This window comes from Pseudomonas sp. SED1, assembly GCF_034044025.1.
Lineage (GTDB): Bacteria > Pseudomonadota > Gammaproteobacteria > Pseudomonadales > Pseudomonadaceae > Aquipseudomonas.
Genome location: NZ_JAXCIS010000103.1, coordinates 1 through 13,923, shown reverse-complemented (window position 1 = coordinate 13,923; position 13,923 = coordinate 1). Strand labels below are relative to the sequence as shown.

At 59.9% G+C, this 13,923-nt stretch carries 16 protein-coding genes; 11 read left to right on the top strand and 5 right to left on the bottom strand.

The features are described from left to right. Positions 1-10 precede the first annotated feature (10 nt). On the bottom strand, positions 11-943 hold the full coding sequence (locus SNL23_RS13810; RefSeq protein WP_076016331.1) for a sugar ABC transporter substrate-binding protein: 933 nt from the start codon (positions 941-943) through the stop codon (positions 11-13). Positions 944-993: 50 nt separating this feature from the next. Next, complete coding sequence (locus tag SNL23_RS13805; protein WP_076016330.1) at positions 994-2,001, bottom strand: ABC transporter permease; 1,008 nt, start codon at positions 1,999-2,001, stop codon at positions 994-996. A 362-nt stretch (positions 2,002-2,363) separates the two neighbouring features. On the opposite strand from SNL23_RS13805, the gene SNL23_RS13800 reads away from it, so the two are divergent. The 4 genes from SNL23_RS13800 to SNL23_RS13785 are packed head-to-tail and all read left to right on the top strand — an operon-like array spanning position 2,364 to position 6,031. After that, positions 2,364-3,200 carry a transketolase gene (locus SNL23_RS13800; RefSeq protein WP_318302483.1) on the top strand — a complete coding sequence of 279 codons (837 nt, stop codon included), beginning with the start codon at positions 2,364-2,366 and terminating at the stop codon, positions 3,198-3,200. Beyond that, positions 3,190-4,122 (top strand): transketolase family protein, encoded by a 933-nt coding sequence (locus tag SNL23_RS13795; RefSeq protein ID WP_076016328.1) that lies wholly within the window; start codon positions 3,190-3,192, stop codon positions 4,120-4,122. The genes SNL23_RS13800 and SNL23_RS13795 overlap by 11 nt, the downstream gene beginning before the upstream one ends. A 5-nt stretch (positions 4,123-4,127) precedes the next feature. Further along, entirely contained in the window at positions 4,128-5,597 is a 1,470-nt protein-coding gene (locus SNL23_RS13790; protein ID WP_318302482.1) for an FGGY family carbohydrate kinase, read from the top strand. Further along, a complete protein-coding gene (locus SNL23_RS13785; RefSeq protein ID WP_412104209.1) occupies positions 5,564-6,031 on the top strand; it encodes a lysozyme inhibitor LprI family protein in 468 nt (155 codons plus the stop codon). The genes SNL23_RS13790 and SNL23_RS13785 overlap by 34 nt, the downstream gene beginning before the upstream one ends. Before the next feature lie 131 nt (positions 6,032-6,162). Here SNL23_RS13785 and SNL23_RS13775 read toward each other — a convergent pair whose 3' ends face one another. After that, a complete protein-coding gene (locus SNL23_RS13775; RefSeq protein WP_076016326.1) occupies positions 6,163-6,420 on the bottom strand; it encodes a hypothetical protein in 258 nt (85 codons plus the stop codon). Positions 6,421-6,983: 563 nt separating this feature from the next. On the opposite strand from SNL23_RS13775, the gene SNL23_RS13770 reads away from it, so the two are divergent. Together SNL23_RS13770 and SNL23_RS13765 are read left to right on the top strand one after the other, a co-directional pair. Continuing rightward, positions 6,984-8,537, top strand: a complete 1,554-nt coding sequence (locus SNL23_RS13770; RefSeq protein WP_318302481.1) for a TerC family protein — start codon at positions 6,984-6,986, stop codon at positions 8,535-8,537. A gap of 47 nt (positions 8,538-8,584) precedes the next feature. Further along, positions 8,585-9,427, top strand: coding sequence for a PhzF family phenazine biosynthesis protein (locus tag SNL23_RS13765; RefSeq protein ID WP_076016324.1), 843 nt, complete (start codon positions 8,585-8,587; stop codon positions 9,425-9,427). Here SNL23_RS13765 and SNL23_RS13760 read toward each other — a convergent pair. Continuing rightward, the gene (locus tag SNL23_RS13760) at positions 9,363-9,740 is read right to left on the bottom strand and encodes a thioredoxin family protein (RefSeq protein ID WP_076016323.1); all 378 of its coding nucleotides are present in this window, start codon (positions 9,738-9,740) and stop codon (positions 9,363-9,365) included. The genes SNL23_RS13765 and SNL23_RS13760 overlap by 65 nt on opposite strands. A 156-nt stretch (positions 9,741-9,896) precedes the next feature. Beyond that, a complete protein-coding gene (locus SNL23_RS13755; RefSeq protein ID WP_167663902.1) occupies positions 9,897-10,133 on the bottom strand; it encodes a hypothetical protein in 237 nt (78 codons plus the stop codon). Positions 10,134-10,469: 336 nt separating this feature from the next. On the opposite strand from SNL23_RS13755, the gene SNL23_RS13750 reads away from it, so the two are divergent. The 5 genes from SNL23_RS13750 to SNL23_RS13730 are packed head-to-tail and all read left to right on the top strand — an operon-like array spanning position 10,470 to position 13,900. Continuing rightward, positions 10,470-11,318 (top strand): transporter substrate-binding domain-containing protein, encoded by an 849-nt coding sequence (locus SNL23_RS13750; RefSeq protein ID WP_318302480.1) that lies wholly within the window; start codon positions 10,470-10,472, stop codon positions 11,316-11,318. Positions 11,319-11,370: 52 nt separating this feature from the next. Continuing rightward, a complete protein-coding gene (locus SNL23_RS13745) occupies positions 11,371-12,033 on the top strand; it encodes an amino acid ABC transporter permease (RefSeq protein ID WP_076016320.1) in 663 nt (220 codons plus the stop codon). Between the two features lie 9 nt (positions 12,034-12,042). Beyond that, entirely contained in the window at positions 12,043-12,705 is a 663-nt protein-coding gene (locus tag SNL23_RS13740; protein ID WP_003207996.1) for an amino acid ABC transporter permease, read from the top strand. Further along, a complete protein-coding gene (locus SNL23_RS13735) occupies positions 12,702-13,487 on the top strand; it encodes an amino acid ABC transporter ATP-binding protein (RefSeq protein ID WP_169388036.1) in 786 nt (261 codons plus the stop codon). Before SNL23_RS13740 ends, SNL23_RS13735 begins: the two co-directional genes overlap by 4 nt. Before the next feature lie 23 nt (positions 13,488-13,510). Next, positions 13,511-13,900 (top strand): RidA family protein, encoded by a 390-nt coding sequence (locus SNL23_RS13730; RefSeq protein ID WP_003208000.1) that lies wholly within the window; start codon positions 13,511-13,513, stop codon positions 13,898-13,900. The last annotated feature ends 23 nt before the right edge of the window (positions 13,901-13,923 follow it).

Sequence of the window (13,923 nt, the reverse complement as noted above, 5' to 3'; positions counted from 1 at the left end):
CCTCCGGGGCTTACGGGTGCTGTTGCAGGAAAGGCGCGACGTTGTCCTTGGTGGTCAGCACGGTAGGCAGCAGTTGCTCCTTGGGTACGTCTTTGCCGGCCTTCAAGTCAATTGCCGATGCCACGGCCAGGCGGCCCATCTTCTGGGTCTGCTGGGTCATGGTTGCATTCAGCACGCCGCTTTCCACCGCCTTGAGACCGGCGACGTCACCGTCGAAGCCCACCACGACCACCTTGTGATCCAGGTTACCGACCTTGACCGCTTGGGCTGCACCCAGCGCCATGGCATCGGCACGCCCGAAGAACACGGTAATGTTCGGGTCACGCTGGAGCAGGTCCTGGGCCACGGCGAAGCCTTTATCCTGGGCCCATTCAGCCGGTTGTTCGGCAACGATCTTCAGGCCGGGGAAGGCTTTAAGGCCTTCCTGAAAACCTTTGGCCCGGTCGTTTTCCGGGGTGGTGCCCAATTGGCCTTGCAGCACCGCGATGCGGCCCTTGCCGTCGGTGACCTTGCCTACGTATTCGGCCAGGGCCTTGGCACCAGCCACGCTGTCGCTGGCGATAAAGGTATCGCCGGGGGCGTCAGGGGCGTTGCGGTCTACGGCGATCACTGGAATGCCGGCAGCTTTGGCGGCTTTTACCGGCACACCGGCGGCAGTGGCGCCGGCCGGGATGTAGATCAGCACGTCGATCTGGCGGGTGATCAGGTCTTCAATCTGGCTGACCTGGGTCGAGGAGTTGCCCTGGGCATCCACGGTGATCACCTTGATCCCCTTGGCCTTGCCTTCGGCTTCCACCGATTGCTTGATCTGGTTAAAGAAGTCGGCCTGCAGGTTGGCCACGGCAAGGCCGATGGTCAGGTCCTTGGCCCAGGTGGTGCCGGCAGTGGCTAAAGTGGCGGCGGCGAGGGCGGTAGCCAGTAGCAGTTTCTTGGTGCTGAACATGTCGGTGACTCCTGGTTTTATTGTTGGAGGGTGTCAACTGTCGAACAGGTTTAACGGGCAGTGCTGGAGCGGCGTCGCAGGGTATCGATGGTCACGGCGAGGGCGATGACCACGCCGATCACCACTTGTTGAATAAAGGGCGAGACGCCCAGCAGGTTCAGGCCATTGCGCAACACGCCAATGATCAGCACACCCACCAGGGTGCCGCCGATACTGCCCACGCCGCCGCTCAGGCTGGCACCGCCGATCACCACCGCAGCGATGGCGTCCAGCTCCAGGCTCAGGCCGGCACTCGGTTGCGAGGAGTCGAGGCGGGCAGCCAGGGTCACGGCGGCGATGCCGGCGAGAGCACCGCTGATGGCGTACACCCACAGGGTAATCGCGCGCACCTTGATGCCTGACAGCCGTGCCACTTCCGGGCTGCCGCCAATCGCATAAAGGTTGCGACCGCCGGCGCGAAAGCGCAGGAACACCCACGCCACCACCAGCATCACCAAAAACAACCCGACAGTGGCCGACAGAAAGCCGAAGTGGCGTACGGTGGCCAGGCTGGTGAACCAGTCGGGGAAGCCGACAATCTGCCGGCCTTCCGTCAGGATGTTCGCCAGGCCGCGAGCTACCGACATCATGGTCAGCGTGGCAATAAACGGCGGCAGCTTGGCGTAGGTAATCAGCCCGCCCGACACCAGGCCTGCGAGCATGCCGGTGCCGATCGAGATCGGAATCGCCAGGCCCAGCGGCACGGCCTGGTCCTGATATAACCAGCCGAGCATCATCATGGAGAAGGCAAGCACCGAGCCTACTGACAGGTCGATCCCACCGATCACAATCACGGCGGTCATGCCGATGGCGAGAATGCCCAGCACGGTGACCTGATCCAGAATGTTCAGGCCGTTACGCAGGGAAAAGAAGAATTCGGAACTGAAGGAGAAAACCAGCACCAGCAGCACGAGGCCGATCAGCGGGCCGCCGATATTGCTGGGAAGCAGTTTCACCAGGCGTGGGCGGCGGGTCGGCTTGAGGTCGGCCGGGTGATGGACAGAGGCTTTGGCGTCCACGTTGTTCTCCTGACTTATTTTTTTTGGAGTTCGTCAGGTGGCGTGAATATTTATGCATGCCTGACTGTTAATTCAGATTCTAGTGACACGGTGTCAAAGTCAAGCGCTTTAATTTTCTTGAGTCCTCCCTAACCTGCGTTTTTGCCGCCCTGAAACCAGCGCGATAGACGAGTGCGCGAAGGTTTTTCGCCGTCTGTCCGAGGGGTATTTGCGACTTTTATTTCATTTTTCAGCCGTTCGCTCCCTTGACCTGCTGGCGGATCGGCGTCTAAATAGAAATATATTGTCATGGCTGAATAAATATTCATAAGGCAGCCTTGGACACTTTCACCTCGCGTGGTCAGCCTCAAAGGAGCCGCTGCATGAATGCTTTCCAGTACGACGCCCGCCAGATAAAAGAACAGGCCCGCCTGATCCGGCGCCACGTTATCCGCCTGAACGCCGACTCACCGGCGGGCGGCCACACCGGTGCTGACCTCTCGGAAACCGACATCCTCGCCACCCTGTACTTTCGCATCCTCAACACGGGCCCGGAACGTACCGAAGACCCCGAGCGCGATATCTACATCCAGAGCAAAGGCCATGGCGTGGGCGGGTTGTACTGCTGCCTGGCACAAGCCGGCTACATTCCAGAGGAATGGCTGGCCACCTACCAACACTTCAACTCCCACTTGCCGGGCCACCCGGTGCGGCAGAAAACCCCCGGTATCGAACTCAACACAGGTGCTTTGGGCCATGGCTTGCCCGTGGCGGTGGGGTTGGCGCTGGCAGCAAAAATGTCCGGCAGTAAAAAACGCATTTATGTGCTCACCGGCGACGGCGAGCTGGCGGAAGGCTCCAACTGGGAGGCGGCCATGGCTGCCGCCAAATACGGCCTGGATAACCTGTTTGTGATCGTCGACAAGAACAAGCTGCAACTGGCGGGGTTGACCGCGGAAATCATGCCGCTGGACCCGCTGGACGTGAAATGGGCGGCGTTCGGTTTCGGCGTCAGCGAGTGCGACGGCAATGACGTCAGCCAACTGATCGAAGCCCTGGAAACCATGCAGACCCACACAGGCGCCCCTCAAGTGCTGATTGCCCACACCATCAAAGGCAAAGGCGTGTCCTTTATCGAAGCCCGCCCCGAATGGCACCACCGCGTGCCCAAGGGTGATGAAATCAACGCAGCACTGGAGGAGTTAAGTCATGGCGAGTGAACATTTGGCGAGCGTCATGGTGGAAGCCTTCATTGCGGCGGTCGACGCCGGGCTCGACGTGGTGCCGGTGGTCAGCGATTCCACCTCCACGGCCAAGATCGGGCCGTTTGTGCAACGTTTTCCCGAGCGCTTGATCAACGTGGGCATTGCCGAGCAGTCACTGGTCAGTGTCGCGGCCGGGCTGGCGCTGGGCGGCAAGATCGCGGCGACGTGCAATGCCGCGCCGTTTTTGATCTCCCGGGCGAATGAGCAGATCAAGGTGGACGTTTGCTACAACCAGGCCAACGTCAAGATGTTCGGCCTGAATGCCGGCACCAGCTACGGCCCGCTGGCCAGCACTCACCACAGCTTGGATGACATTTCGGTGATGCGCGGTTTTGGCAACGTGCAGATTTTTGCCCCGGCCGACGCTATTGAATGCCGCCAGATTGTCGATTATGCCCTGCGTTACCACGGCCCGGTGTATATCCGCCTGGATGGCAAAGCCCTGCCGGACGTGCATGGCGATGATTATCGTTTTGTGCCGGGGCAGGTCGATGTACTGCGCCACGGGGCGCACGTCAGTATCGTCGCGTTGGGATCGGTGGTGCATGAAGCGGTGGACGCTGCCCGCGTTTTGGCGGAGCAGGGGATTGAAGCGCAAGTGATCAACCTGTCGTCGATCCGGCCGTTGCAGCGTGATGCATTGCTCAGTGCCCTCAGTGTGACGGGCGGTGTGATCACCGTCGAAGAGCACAACATCAATGGCGGCCTCGGCAGCCTGGTGGCCGAAGTGCTGGCCGAGGCCGGACTGGGCATCCCGCTGATCCGCCTGGGCATCGGCGATGGCGAATACGCCGCTGCCGGCGCCCGTGAACCGACCCGTGCCTTGCATAACATCGACGCGGCTGGGATTGTGGCGGCAGCCACTCGGTTGCGGTGAATCACATGATTGAAAATACTCCGCTGATCCTGGCGATAGACGAAGGCACCAGCAACGCCAAGGCGGTGCTGGTCAACGAACGTGGGCAGGTTATTGCCCGAGGCTCGCGGGCCTTGAGCATCAGCCATCCCCAGGCCGGATTCTCCGAACAGGACCCGTTGCAGATCTGGGCGAATACCCTGGCGGCGATTGACGAGTGCCTGGCCCAGGTTGATCGGCCGATTACGGCCTTGGCCATCAGTAACCAACGTGAATCGGTGGTGGCCTGGGACCGTCACACCGGTGAGCCGCTGTCGCCGTGCATCAGTTGGCAGTGCCGGCGCTCCACGGCGCTGTGTACGCAACTGCACGAGCAGGGGCATGAAGCAACCATCCTCGCCAAGACCGGCCTCGCCCTGGACCCGATGTTTTCGGCGGGTAAGTTTCGCTGGATTCTGGACAACCTTGAAAACGGCCATGCACGGGCGGCTGCCGGTGAAATCTGCCTGGGCACGGTCGATAGCTGGTTGCTGTGGAAACTCAGCGGCGTATTCGCCACCGATTACTCCAACGCGTCACGTACGCAACTGTTCAACCTGCACACCTGCGCCTGGGACCCGGAGCTGCTGGCCCTGTTTGCCATTCCGGCGGCGGCGCTGGCACCAATTCAACCCAGTGCGGGGTTCTTTGCACAGACCAAAGGTTTCGGGCGTTTGCCTGCCGGGATTCCGGTGATGTCGATGATGGGTGATTCCCATGCTGCGTTGTACGGGCAGGGTGGGTTTGCGCCGGGGTTGGTCAAGGCCACCCTCGGTACGGGTTCTTCACTAATGACGCCCATGAGCGGGCCGATTGCGTCCACCCATGGTTTGTCGACTACATTGGCATGGCATGACGGTTCGGCACCGACCTACGGCATGGAAGGCAACATCGTGCACACCGGTGCGGCGGTGCAATGGGCTTCGCGGTTGGTAGCGGGTGAGTCACTGGATGCGTTGACCGAACAGGCGGCGCAACTGCCCGACAATGGTGGCGTGTACTTTGTCCCGGCGCTTTCCGGGTTGGGTGCTCCGCACTGGAAGGCCGACGCGCGTGGGTTGATCTGTGGCCTGACTGAAGCCACGGCGGGCGCACATATTTTGCGGGCCTCGCTGGAGTCCATCGGCTATCAGATTCGGGATGTGTTCGAGGCGATGCAGCAGGATATTGGCAGCCCGTTGAAAGAGCTGTGGGTGGATGGTGGCGCCACGCGCAATCGCTGGCTGATGCAGTTTTTGGCGGACCTGTTGCAGCGGCCGGTGGTGCGAAGCCTGTCGCCGGAGGTGTCGGCGCTGGGGGCTGCGCATTTGGCAGGCCGGGCGTTGGGCATCTGGGCCAGTGATGCGGCGTTGGTGGGGTTGGAGCGACAGCGGGAGCGGTTTGAGCCGGCTGTGGACGCCGCCATGGATGCGCGATATGGCGAATGGAGAAAAGCACTGCAGCGGACACTGTGCTGATCGCTCGCGAAGAAACTGAGAACGCCGCTGAGTGTCAGACAGACGATCAACAGGAGGATATTTCCATGGCAGTTCGTTTGTTTAAACCGGCGGTATTCGCAGTGCTCGCCGGGTTTTCCGTGTTGTGGCTAAGCCCTGCAAGCCTGGCGGCCAGTTTTGACTGTGACCGGGCGAAGGCGGCTGACGAGAAAACCATCTGTGCCACGCGCTCCCTGAATGATCAGGATGTGACAATGGCGCTGCTCTATGACCTCAACCGGCACTTCATGGCCATGGGAGGGCGCGGTTCGTTGATGGATGATCAGGCTGCCTGGCTCAAGCAACGGCATACGTGCGGTGCCCAAGTCAGTTGCCTGAGCAAAACCTATACGCAGCGTATTGCGATGTTGCGTAGCTTTATTGATGAGCGGGTGATGACGAAAGGACCGTTCTGAACGGCCGCTTACTGTAGGAGCGAGCTTGCTCGCGAAAAACCTGAGAGCGCCGTTGGGTGTCAGGCTTCCCGAGTTATCGTTGACGTCCATCGCGAGCAAGCTTGCTCCTACAGAAGCAGGGTGTGCTTTGTTCAGGCGTTGCTAGGTTGGATCCGGCGGCCTATTACGTCCATCAGGTCACAGCCATCGCGTAGAGGAATGGCGAGCAGGCGTGCAAAGTCGTGAAGCACGACGGCGTCACTGCTGATTTCTTCGCGGAAGGCGATATTTTCCAGCAGTTGGGTCACAGCGTTGATGCGGTAAGCGGCAGCCTGGTGGAGTACGTCGAGCGGCGCTTGGGTGTCGATGAGCAGGGAAGGGATGTCGCAATCGTTGCCTGTAAGGGGCATGTATCGATTCATGGTAAAGCCTCGGTCTAATTAATTGAGGCTGTCACCTATCGTCGCCAAACGAATGGGTGACAGCTGTACGCAGGTTGGCGAACCGGGACCGAGTTCCGGCAGACCCGAAGGTCTCCCGCGCACAGCTGCCATAAAGCAGCTTTGCGGGTGCGAAAGTGCCTGCAATCAAGCAGAGCGCTTTCGCATACGGTCAACGGATCGCCAAATCCGATCGCCATGTCGGGCGACCGGCGGACTATAAGCGCTGCCCTTCAACCCATGCAAGGCAATCGTCGACACGCTATCTATTACAGATCTTGTAATAATTTTAGATTGTAAGAAATTCTTATTTCGCCTGTACGATTCAAGTCCTTTTTCCACAACAGGACCTACATGAACACCCTCTCGGAGCCTCCCAGTCGTCTTTCCCCAAGACATGCACTGTCGCCGTTCCCGCTGATCGCCTGCCTTCAGGCCAAGCATCCCGTCTTCCGATTGCCTACCCTTACCCGGTCCCTCGACCGTGCGTTGCCGTGCCCGGCATTCTGAAAAACTTGAAGAGATACTGAAAAATGGAATGGTTAGCGGATCCAACGGCCTGGCTCGGCCTGTTGACTTTGATTGTGCTGGAGCTGGTGCTGGGCATCGACAACCTGGTGTTTATCGCGATCCTGGCGGACAAGCTGCCGCCGGAGCAGCGTGACCGTGCGCGTCTGATCGGTTTGTCCCTGGCATTGCTGATGCGCCTGGGCTTGCTGGCAAGTATTTCCTGGTTGGTGACCCTGACGCAGCCGCTGTTCGAGGTGTTCGACAAGAGTTTCTCGGGCCGTGACTTGATCATGCTGTTTGGTGGTGTGTTCCTGTTGTTCAAGGCCACCATGGAATTGCATGAGCGGCTTGAGGGGCATGTGGCTCAGCGCACTGGCAACGTGGCTTATGCGATGTTCTGGCCGATCGTTGCGCAGATTGTGGTGCTGGATGCGGTGTTCTCCCTCGATGCGGTGATTACCGCCGTGGGCATGGTGGATGAGCTGGCGGTGATGATGATCGCGGTGATCATTTCCATCGGCCTGATGATCGTTGCCAGCAAGCCGCTGACCCGTTTCGTCAACGCCCATCCGACGGTGATCATGCTGTGTCTGGGCTTCCTGATGATGATCGGTTTTGCCCTGACCGCCGAAGGCCTGGGCTTCCACATTCCTAAAGGCTATCTGTATGCGGCCATTGGTTTCTCGATCCTGATTGAGGTGTTCAACCAGATCGCCCGGGCACGCCGCAAGAAGTCGGCACAGGGCACGCTGCCGGTGCGTGAGCGTACGGCCCATGCGGTGATGCGTTTGCTCGGCGGGCGTAACCTGGCGGTGGAAGAGGTCGGTGACGAGGTCGCCGACCTGCTGGATAACCCCGATGCCAACGGCGGGCCGCTGTTCGACCGGCGTGAACGCGTGATGATCAGTGGCGTGCTGCAACTGGCTGAACGTCCGATCCGCACGCTGATGACGCCTCGGGCGAAGGTGGACTATATAGATCTGTCGGACGATCCCGACACTATCCGCCTTAAACTGATGCATTCGTCTTACTCGCGACTGCCCTTGATCCGCAACGGTGCTGTCGACGAGCCATTGGGTTTCGTGCACAAGAAGGAGTTGCTCAAGGAATACCTGGGCGGAAACGAGCCAAATCTGGAGCACTTGGCGCGCCGGGCGATCAACCTGCTGGAGAGTTTTTCGATCCTCAATGCCTTGGAGCAGATGCGCCAGGAATCCACCCACATTGCCTTCGTGATCAACGAATTCGGCGACTTTATCGGGGTGTTGAGCATGACCGACATTCTTGAGTCCATCGCCGGTGAGTTGCCGGATGCGAGTGAAGTCGAAGGGCCGGATATCGTTGAGGAGGAGGGTGGCTTCCGGGTCAATGGTGCCTTGAACCTTAACCTGATCCGCCAGCGCACCGGCTTCAAGGCGGTGGCGACGGAGGATTACCAGACTCTGGCCGGTATGGTGATGAGCCTGCTGGATCGCCTGCCGGTGGTGGGCGACAGCCTGGAGCATGAAGGCTGGCGCCTGACCGTGGCGGCGGTGGAAGAGCGGCGGGTCACGCAGGTATTGCTGGCGCCGCTTTAGCTGGATAGCATCGCCGCTCACTGAACCGTTAAGTAAGGGTTGCCCGAATGACTTTGGACGTGCTTAAGATTTCTGCATTTTGTGACGGTAACCAGGGCGGTAACCCGGCAGGCGTATGGATCGGTGACAACCTGCCGGAAGCCGCAGAAATGCAGCGTATCGCCCACGAAGTCGGGTTTTCGGAAACCGTATTCGCCTGCCCGCAGGATGACGGCTGGCGTGTGCGCTACTTCGCGCCGGAGTCCGAAGTCGCGTTTTGCGGGCACGCCACCATCGCGCTCGGCGCGGCCTTGAGCCTGGCGCTGGGCGACGGTGAATTCCACCTGACCTTGAACAACGGCGATATTTCCGTCAGTGGCCGCAGCGAAGGCGACCTGATCGAAGCCGCGCTGCAATCCCCGCCAACCCGTAGCGCACCGGCCAACGATGCGCTGGTGGACGCGGGCCTGACGTTGTTCGGCTACACCCGCAATGACCTGGACCCCAGCATTCCGCCGGCGATCGTCCATGCTGGTCTCTCCCACCTGGTGCTGGCCCTCGACAGCCGCGCCAAGCTCAGCCAGATGCACTATGAACTGGAGGCCGGTCGCCGCTACATGACCGACGCCGGTTTGGGCACCGTGGTGCTGGTGTTTGCCGAAAGCCCGACACTGTTCCACACCCGCAACCCGTTTGCGGTGGGCGGTGTGTACGAAGACCCGGCTACAGGCTCCGCGACGGCCGCATTTGCCGGCTATCTGCGGGATCTGGGCTGGCCGCACAACGGGTGCATCAACATCATTCAAGGCGAGGACATGGGCAGCCGCTCGCGTTTGCAGGCGCAGATCACCGATGAGAAGGGTGCCTCGATTCGTGTTTCCGGCACGGCGCGGTTGATGTTGGAGGACTGATTCTGGTCTCGGCGAACGTCTTCCTCAGAGTTTTTTCGTCGAAGCCCTTCAGCTTATTGATCATCTTGCCATTCTGAAAAACCAGGAGGGTGGGAGTGCCGGTAACCTCGGGGTGTCTCGGGGTTTGGGCTGTATCGAGCACCAGGCTTTTCACGGTGCGACCGTATTTCCTGGCAAAGCGTTCAAACAGTGGCCCGGCTTCCCCACAGGCCGGGCAATGCTGCGAAACAAACAGCATGAACACCGTTTCATGCGACTTCAGTACCTGCTGATACGCCTCGGCATCGGCAATCACCGCCGTTGCAATTCCCATAATGATCTCCTTGGCAAAAGGGCATGGCCCACGCTAAGCCCGGCGATCAAAACGGTCTACTGTCAAAACTAACAGGTACCCACCTCCAAGCAGTCTAACCGGCCATTGTGGCGAGGGAGCTTGCTCCCGCTGGGCTGCGCAGCAGCCCCAAGGCTTTCAGCGCTCCGCCCGTTCCCGAGCCTTCTTCGCCAGCCCCACGCACTGCTTGTAATCCCCTTTCTCCTTGGCGTCCTTGGCCCGGCGATAACCGTGATGGTTTTGACTCATATAGTCGGTCGCAAACGCCGCCTTCAGCTTGGCCAACTCGGCCTTGCATTCACGACGGTCATCCTTGGCGAACACAGTGCTGGCAAACACCAGCGACAACAACATAAGGACAAGGCTGATCTTCATCTGAACGCATTCCTTGGGGAGGGCCGATCATCTGCCAAGCCTAGCCCAGCCACAGGATTCTTCCATCCAGCACCGCACCGCTTTCGTGCCCGGTAACGAACCGCACCCGCACCCAAATGTGGCCTGTCACCTCGCCGTGTAGCCAACGGTAGCAACCTGATTTCAACCGATGGCCCAGCGCCTCATCGCCGATACAAATTTATCCCGTTGATTTAAAAAGAAATTAATCCCGCAATACTTTTCTGTTACCGCGTATGGCACACTTTCTGCTGTCTATTCCGTTGTTACATACTAAGTTCCGGTATAGCGGAATACACAACTCCTGGAGTGCTTGTCATGCATCACCGACCTTCCGTGTTCAAAGCGTGTGTTTTTCTCTTCGCCGCATCGGCTTCCCTCGCAGCAGCAGTGCAAGCGGCGGACAGCAAGCTCGATACAGTGCTCAAGCGTGGGCACCTGATCGTGGGTACAGGCAGTACCAATGCGCCGTGGCACTTCCAGGGAGCGGATGGCAAGTTGCAAGGTTTTGATATCGATATCGGCCACATCGTGGCCAAGGGGTTGTTTAACGACCCGAGCAAAGTCGAATACGTGGTGCAGTCCTCCGACGCTCGAATTCCCAACCTGCTGACCGACAAGGTCGACATGAGCTGCCAGTTCATCACCGTCACCGCCAGCCGCGCGCAGCAAGTGGCCTTCACCCTGCCGTACTACCGCGAAGGCGTGGGCCTGCTGCTGCCGGCCAACAGCAAATACAAAGAGATCGAAGACCTGCAAGCCGCCGGCGACAGCGTCACCGTGGCCGTGCTGCAGAACGTCTACGCCGAAGAACTGGTGCACCAGGCATTGCCTAAAGCCAAGGTCGACCAGTACGACAGCGTCGACCTGATGTACCAGGCCGTGAACTCCGGCCGTGCCGACGCCGCCGCCACCGACCAGTCCTCGGTCAAGTACCTGATGGTGCAAAACCCGGGTCGCTACCGCAGCCCGAGCTACGCCTGGAGCCCGCAGACCTACGCGTGCGCCGTCAAACGTGGCGACCAGGACTGGCTGAACTTCGTCAACACCGCCCTGCACGAAGCCATGACCGGCGTGGAGTTCCCGATGTACAAGGCCTCGTTCAAGCAATGGTTCGGTGTGGATCTGCCAGAGCCTGCGATCGGTTTCCCGGTTGAGTTCAAGTAATCCGTAAACACTGGGGCGTCGCTGACGGCGCCCCAATCAGGTACTGCCGACCATGAACTATCAGTTGAACTTTGCCGCTGTGTGGCGCGACTTCCCCAGCTTGCTGGCGGGGCTCGGCCTCGGCCTTGAACTGGCACTGCTGTCCATCGCCATCGGTTGCGTGATCGGCCTGTTGATGGCGTTTGCCATGCTGTCCAAACACCGTGCGCTGCGCATTGGGGCCTCGGTGTATGTGACGGTGATCCGAAACACCCCGATCCTGGTGCTGATCCTGTTGATCTACTTCGCCTTGCCCAGCCTGGGGATCCGGCTGGACAAGATCCCCTCGTTCATCATCACCCTGTCGCTGTACGCCGGTGCCTACCTGACCGAAGTATTCCGCGCCGGCCTCTTGAACATTCCCAAGGGGTTGCGTGAAGCGGGCCTGGCCATCGGCCTGGGCGAATGGCGTATTCGCGCGTACATCACCGTGCCGGTGATGCTGCGCAACGTGCTGCCGGCGCTGTCGAACAACTTCATCTCGCTGTTCAAGGACACCTCCCTGGCGGCCGCGATCGCGGTGCCGGAGCTGACCTATTACGCCCGCAAGATCAACGTCGAAAGCTACCGGGTGATTGAAACCTGGATGGTCACGACCGCGCTCTACGTGGCTGCCTGTTACCTCATCGCCATGCTGCTCCGTTACCTGGAACAGCGTTTGGCGATTCGCCGCTAAGGAGCGCCCATGTACGAATCCCCCAGCTGGCTGCATGAGTTGTGGATCGCCCGGGAAACCCTCTGGGCGGGGTTCCAGACCAGCGTCTACTGCTCGGCCCTGGCCATTATCTTCGGCACTCTGATCGGCATCGTCGCCGGCTTGGTGCTGACCTACGGCAAATTCTGGATGCGTGCGCCGTTTCGCCTGTACGTCGACCTGATCCGCGGTACACCGGTGTTTGTGCTGGTATTGGCATGCTTCTACATGCTGCCGGCACTGGGTTGGCAGATCACTGCGTTCCAGGCCGGCGCCGTGGGCTTGACGCTGTTCTGCGGCTCTCACGTTTCGGAAATCGTGCGCGGTGCGTTGCAAGCGATTCCCAAAGGGCAACTGGAAGCCGGCAAGGCCATCGGCCTGACGTTCTACCAATCCCTCGGCTACGTGCTGTTGCCTCAGGCCCTGCGGCAGATCCTGCCGACCTGGGTCAACTCGTCCACGGAAATCGTCAAGGCGTCCACCTTGCTGTCGGTGATCGGCGTGGCCGAATTGCTGCTCAGTACCCAACAGGTCATCGCCCGGACCTTCATGACCCTGGAGTTCTACCTGTTCGCAGGCTTTATGTTTTTTGTCATCAACTACGCCATCGAATTGTTGGGGCGTTACATTGAAAAGCGGGTGGCGTTGCCATGAACCAACTCTCAAAAGAAAGCCAGCCACTCCTGAACATTCGCGGCCTGCGTAAACAGTACGGCCCGGTGGAAGTACTCAAGGGCGTCGACCTGAGCATGCAGCGCGGCAACGTCGTAACGTTGATCGGCTCCAGCGGCTCGGGCAAGACCACGCTGCTGCGCTGCGTCAACCTGTTGGAAGAGTTCCAGGGCGGCCAGATCACCCTCGACGGTGAATCCATCGGCTACAGCGACGTCGGCGGCAAGCGGGTGCGCCACCCGGAGCGCGTGATTTCCCAGCACCGCGCGATGACCGGCATGGCGTTCCAGCAGTTCAACCTGTTCCCGCACCTGACCGCCTTGCAGAACGTCACCCTGGGCCTGCTCAAGGTCAAGAAGATGGGCAAGGACGAGGCGGTGGCGCTGGCGGAAAAATGGCTGGACCGTGTCGGCCTGCTGGAGCGCCGCAACCACTTCCCGGGCCAGCTGTCGGGCGGCCAGCAACAGCGCGTGGCGATTGCCCGCGCGATTGCGATGAACCCGAGCCTGATGCTGTTCGACGAAGTCACCTCGGCCCTGGACCCGGAACTGGTGGGCGAAGTGCTCAGCGTGATCAAAGGTTTGGCGGAAGAGGGCATGACCATGTTGCTGGTCACCCACGAAATGCGGTTTGCCTATGAAGTCTCGGACAAGATCGTCTTCATGAACCAGGGTCGCATTGAAGAACAAGGGCCGCCGAAAGACATTTTCGAACGCCCGCAATCGCCGCGATTGGCGGAATTTCTCAAGAACATTCGTTTTTAAATCATCACTTCAGGAGATCCATTATGAGCATTACTCGTTACGGCACCGGCGCCACGGCCGGCGGCGGCCAGCCTCGTCCTTTCGCCCGCGCGGTGGAAGCGGATGGCTGGTTGTACGTGTCGGGCCAGGTGCCGGCGGTGGACGGTGAAATCATCACCGGCGGCATCGTCGAGCAGACGCACCAGACCATGCGCAACGTAGTAGCGATTCTCGAAGAAGCCGGCTACGCCCTTGAAGACGTGGTGCGCGTGGGTGTATGGCTGGAAGACCCACGGGACTTCTGGAGCTTCAACAAAGTGTTCGGCGAATACTTCAACCCGGAACATGCCCCGGCGCGGGCGTGTGTGCAGGCGAACATGATGGTCGATTGCAAGGTTGAGATTGATTGCGTGGCCTACAAGAAAAAAGGCTAAATGCCCGTCTCTTGAGACCACAG